Genomic DNA, 4718 nt, shown 5'->3' with positions numbered 1-4718 from the left:
CTGAGACACCAAAGATTATATAGCAATTTTCATCATGCACAGTATTAGCTAAGCAAATAATGTCTTTAATCAAGTTGGACATATCATCATGCCACTCCTGCTTGAAGTCCCAGCATTCGCCCTCTTTCCCTTGTTCCAAAAAGAATTTTACAAGTTGTTTAGTTGAGTAATATTGAAACTTAGACATTTTCACACCTCACTGATTCCTATGCGTTCTTGATATGTATCCCACATAAAATGAACAGCCGCTACAGATGAACCTACTGCCAAGTGCGCATATCGTGGTGGAAGAGGCTGAAAGCTTTTATTTTTACCATGACCATCGCCATACAAATTTCTTAACTCAGCCATCCCTTGTGCTATATTCCCTAGATTTCCCAAAATACGAGCGGCAATGCTTTGACCCGTAACCCCGTCTTTTAATTTTTTAGGACTCAACCCAATGCTTTCACAAGCTACCTTCATTAGTTGGATTAAATCCAAGCCTGAATCATATTGTATGTTCTGTTCGTCTAAAATAGTTTTGCAGCATATTTCGATTAGCTCTTTGGCCTTGCCAATAGCGGAATTTGGGGCTATGTGAATCAAGCTATACATTAAATCAACTTGTACAGTAACATAGTCGCTGTTAAATGCATTCTTAATATTATCTATTTGTCCGGTTACAACTTTTTCTCCAATCCTGAGATTTTTCCAGCCGTATATATCTCGACCAGATATATTCGCCACCGGATTAATACTATATCCATCTGGTTGCAGCAACTCGTTTAATATCTCAAGTAAAGCCCTCCAATTTTTCTTATCGTCCCGAACAGCCGGATGGAGTATTTCACAAAGGAAATCTAAAAGATATTTATCGTCATTGCCTGATGATAAATGAAATCTGTCATCATCAAAAACCCAACCCAATCCATAATCATCATTGTTAACTGTATGTTGCCATATATCACCTTCTGCATCTTTGAAACGGCTGTCGAATGAAGGTAATTGATTGAGCGGATAGAGTCTCTTCAAAAAAGTTATTTCATCAAGCCTACCCCAATAATCTATTTTTACATCATAATCTTCGGATTCTATATAATTGAAAAAATCTGGATGCGGTTTATCCACAAACACTGTATGGGTAAACCCATTAACCAGAATGTCAATTATATCTCTTCGGGTCACTTCTGTGATCTGATTCATACAACTCCTCTTTTCTTAATTGAATTGCATACCAACCATATCAATACTACCATTAACTAATCCGGCCTATATAAAAATAACCGGCAATCCCGGTCAAAAGCTAAACCCCCTTTTTTGAACCTTCACCCCCTTAGGAAGCCTTCAAAATAGGGTAATTAAATTGTATCATTTTCGTAGTGATTATATCATATACAACCCCGGCATAGGGCTCGATCAGCTCGGCGATCAGTTTGACAATGCTTGCAGGGGTATAGAATTCTCCTTTTTCGTTGCCTGTCCCGGAGTCGATGGCGAACACCTGCAGAAAGTATTCGTACACACGTCCGATCAGGTCTTTGTCGTGAAACCGCTTCTCATCGATTTTATTGACCTCGTCAATCAACGATTTAAGCTGCTCCGGGCGAATTGAGCTTAAGGTAGTATACCGGTTTTGCGGCAAGGCTCCCTGAAGGGTCGGGTTTCCGTCTTCGATATCCCTCATGGCAGTATCCAGAATGACCGCGATATGATTCGCGCTGGCATTCTTGACGATATAAGACCAACGCGAAGTTTCACTTAAATAAAAAACGTTCTTGGAAAGATAAAAGGATGTCTTGTCCAGAAAAGCAGGCACATCGCCATATTCTTTGAGTATTTCAGCTCTGCGCTTTTCAAATTTGTCACCGGCGAATTTCAGAAACACCAGCCCCATGACCACATCCCGGTTCGTTTCGTTGCCCCCGACAGTGCCACGCAGGGCGTTGCGGCAATTCCACATGATTGATTCCAGCGACTGCTCCTGCATTTTTGCCTTTTTTGCCATCCTTAATCTCCACTCTCTATGCGTTTTATATGTTTCAGTTCACTATATCATTTTTTGAAGGTGTTTTACAATATTTTACCCATTTGTAAGGACTAATTCACAAATACAAAAGAATGCCCTCCCTCACAGGTGGGCATTTCGTTGCATTCATCAGCCCCAAAACACCATGCTCGCAGTCAGATAGACCCGATCGCTTCCTGGACCGGGAAGCACGCTACCGAATGCCCCGGAGCCACTTCCATCAATTCCGGCTGCTCCAGCCTGCAGCGTTCCGTTGCCCGGGGGCACCGGCTGGAAAATTTACAACCCAGGATCTCGACGGCCGCATTGGGCGTCTCTCCTTCCAGGACCGGCCGTTCCCCTTCCCGGGTCTGCCCCGGCACGGGCATGATGGCCATCAGGGCTTGCGTATAGGGATGCAGTCCCGCCTTGATGATTTCATCGGCAGTGCCGATTTCCATGATCCGCCCCAGGTACATGATGGCGATCCTGTCCGAAATCAGCCAGGCCAAGGACAGGTCGTGGGTGATGAACAGATAAGCGATCCCCTTTGTGTCCCGGAGATGGATCATCAGTTTCAGGATCCCGGTGCGAATGGACGCATCCAGCATGGACACCGGCTCGTCGGCCACGATGAACCGAGGACCGAGAATCAGCGCGCCGGCAATGACCACCCGCTGCCGCTGGCCGCCGGACAGCTCGTAGGGATAGCGGTAAAAGTAATCGTCCGCCGGCGTCAGTCCGGCCTGCTCCAAAGCGCCCCGGACCCGCTGTTCCCGCTCCTCCGATGTTTTGACCAAACCGGCCACGTCCAAAGGCTCCGCCACGATATCAATGATATAGTGCCGGGGGTTCAATGCCTGATACGGATCCTGAAAGACCATCTGAGCCTTCTGTCGGAACGCTTTGAGCCCTTCCCGGTCCGGGGGGACCGGGGCTCCGTCGAAGACCACCGCGCCCTCCGTAGGCGGGACCAGCTGGAGGATCGCTTTGCCGACGGTGGTCTTTCCGCTTCCGCTCTCGCCCACCAACGACAGAATTTCACCCCGGTCGATGGACAAAGTGACCCCGTCCACCGCCCGGACGACTTTTTTCTCTTTGGACAAGAGCCCGCCGAGAAATCCTTCCTTGATTTCGAAATGGACCTTCAATCCGTCGATGCGCACCAATGCTTCCCGGGCATCCTTCATTGTCTGGCCTTCTTGAGATGACAGCCGACCATATGCTTCCCTCCCACATTGACGAATTCGGGTGTCTGAACTTGGCAGAGATCCCAGGCAAATTCGCATCGGGGATGAAATGCGCAGCCACCCGGCGGATCCAGCAGATTCGGCGGAAAGCCCTCGATACCGTCGGGAACCGCCGTCGGGCCCTTTACATTGGGAAAACAGCCGATCAAACGCTTGGTGTAGGGATGCCGGGCATCTTCGAAGATATCCTTGACGCTGCCCGTCTCTACGATTTTCCCCGCATACATCACCGCGATCTTGTCGCAGGTCTCGCCCAGGATAGCCAGATCGTGGGTAATGAGGATCATACCCATGGACAGCTCTCTGCGAAGCCGTTCCAGCAGGTTGAGGATCTGGGCCTGGATCATGACATCCAGTGCGGTCGTGGGTTCGTCTCCGATGATCAGCTTCGGATCGCAGGCCAGCGCCATGGCGATCATGGCCCGCTGCTTCATTCCGCCGGAAAACTCGTGCGGATAATGCTTATAGCGGTCCGACGGGATCTCCACCAGCTCCAGGAGGTCCTTTGTCTTGCGCAGGGCATCGGCTTCGGAAGCTTTTTCGTGGAGCACGATGGCTTCCGAGATCTGTTTGCCCACGGTCATGACCGGATTCAGCGCGTTCATGGCGCCCTGAAAGATGATGGATACGTCCGTCCAGCGCCGCCGGCGCAGCTCGCTCTCCGGCGCGGGGATCACATCCCGGCCGTCCAGCAGGATCTGTCCGCCTACGATCCGCCCTTCCTTGGGCAGCAGGCGGGCGATGGACAGAGCACTCGTGGTTTTACCGCAGCCCGATTCTCCCACCAGTCCCAAAGCTTCTCCGTGTTCCAGATCGAAGCTCACGTCGTCCACGGCCTTGAGCATGCCCTTGGAGGTTTTGAAGTACGTCTTTAAATTGTTGACTTCTAACAGTTTCAAATCCTTACCGCTCCTTCAGTTTGGGGTTCAGGATCTCATCAAAGGCATACCCCATCAGCGTAAAAGCCAGGACCACCGCGACCACGCAGAGCCCCGGCGGAAGAAAATACCACCAGGCGCCGGTGCTGGTGGCTCCGGTTTCGAAGGCGTAATGCAGCATCATCCCCCAGCTGGCGTGGGCCGGATCCCCCAGACCCAGAAAGCTCAGGGTCGTCTCCGAGGTGATCGCCGCCGCAGCGATCAGGATCGTGTTGGCAAAGACCAAAGGAAATACATTGGGCAGGATGTGATGCAGCATGATGTGCCCGCTGCCGGCACCGATGGAAACCGTCCGTTCCACGAACTGGTTCTCCCGGACCGACAGGGTTTGGGAGCGAACGACCCGGGCGGTGCCCGCCCAGCTGGTGACACCGATCACTACGATGATATTCCAGATGCTGGTGCCCAGAATGGCCGCCAGGACCATCATCAGCGGCAGCCAGGGGATCACCAGGAAAAAGTCTGTAATACGCATCAGAACGTTATCGATGACTTTCCCGCTGTATCCGGAGACGATGCCGATGACCGTGCCGATCACCATGG

Annotated in this window: 5 protein-coding genes; all 5 read right to left on the bottom strand. The window is 50.8% G+C overall.

Translation table 11 applies throughout. The annotated features are described in order from the left end of the window. Nucleotides 1-189: 189 nt before the first annotated feature. Nucleotides 190-1185: an abortive infection family protein gene (locus tag GX147_00025; GenBank protein NLN59100.1), complete on the bottom strand. Its 996-nt coding sequence runs from the start codon at nt 1183-1185 to the stop codon at nt 190-192. A 130-nt stretch (nt 1186-1315) separates the two neighbouring features. Continuing rightward, nucleotides 1316-1987 carry an SAM-dependent DNA methyltransferase gene (locus tag GX147_00020; protein NLN59099.1) on the bottom strand — a complete coding sequence of 224 codons (672 nt, stop codon included), beginning with the start codon at nt 1985-1987 and terminating at the stop codon, nt 1316-1318. A gap of 176 nt (nt 1988-2163) precedes the next feature. Continuing rightward, entirely contained in the window at nt 2164-3177 is a 1014-nt protein-coding gene (locus GX147_00015) for an ABC transporter ATP-binding protein (protein ID NLN59098.1), read from the bottom strand. Beyond that, nucleotides 3174-4082, bottom strand: coding sequence for an ABC transporter ATP-binding protein (locus GX147_00010; GenBank protein NLN59097.1), 909 nt, complete (start codon nt 4080-4082; stop codon nt 3174-3176). The genes GX147_00015 and GX147_00010 overlap by 4 nt, the downstream gene beginning before the upstream one ends. A 58-nt stretch (nt 4083-4140) precedes the next feature. Beyond that, a partial coding sequence (locus tag GX147_00005) for an ABC transporter permease (GenBank protein ID NLN59096.1) occupies nt 4141-4718 on the bottom strand: 578 nt, incomplete at its 5' end.

This window comes from Deltaproteobacteria bacterium (assembly GCA_012522415.1).
Classification (GTDB): domain Bacteria; phylum Desulfobacterota; class Syntrophia; order Syntrophales; family JAAYKM01; genus JAAYKM01.
The sequence above is the reverse complement of the archived record's forward strand: the minus strand, read 5'-3'. Positions and strand labels throughout refer to the sequence as shown.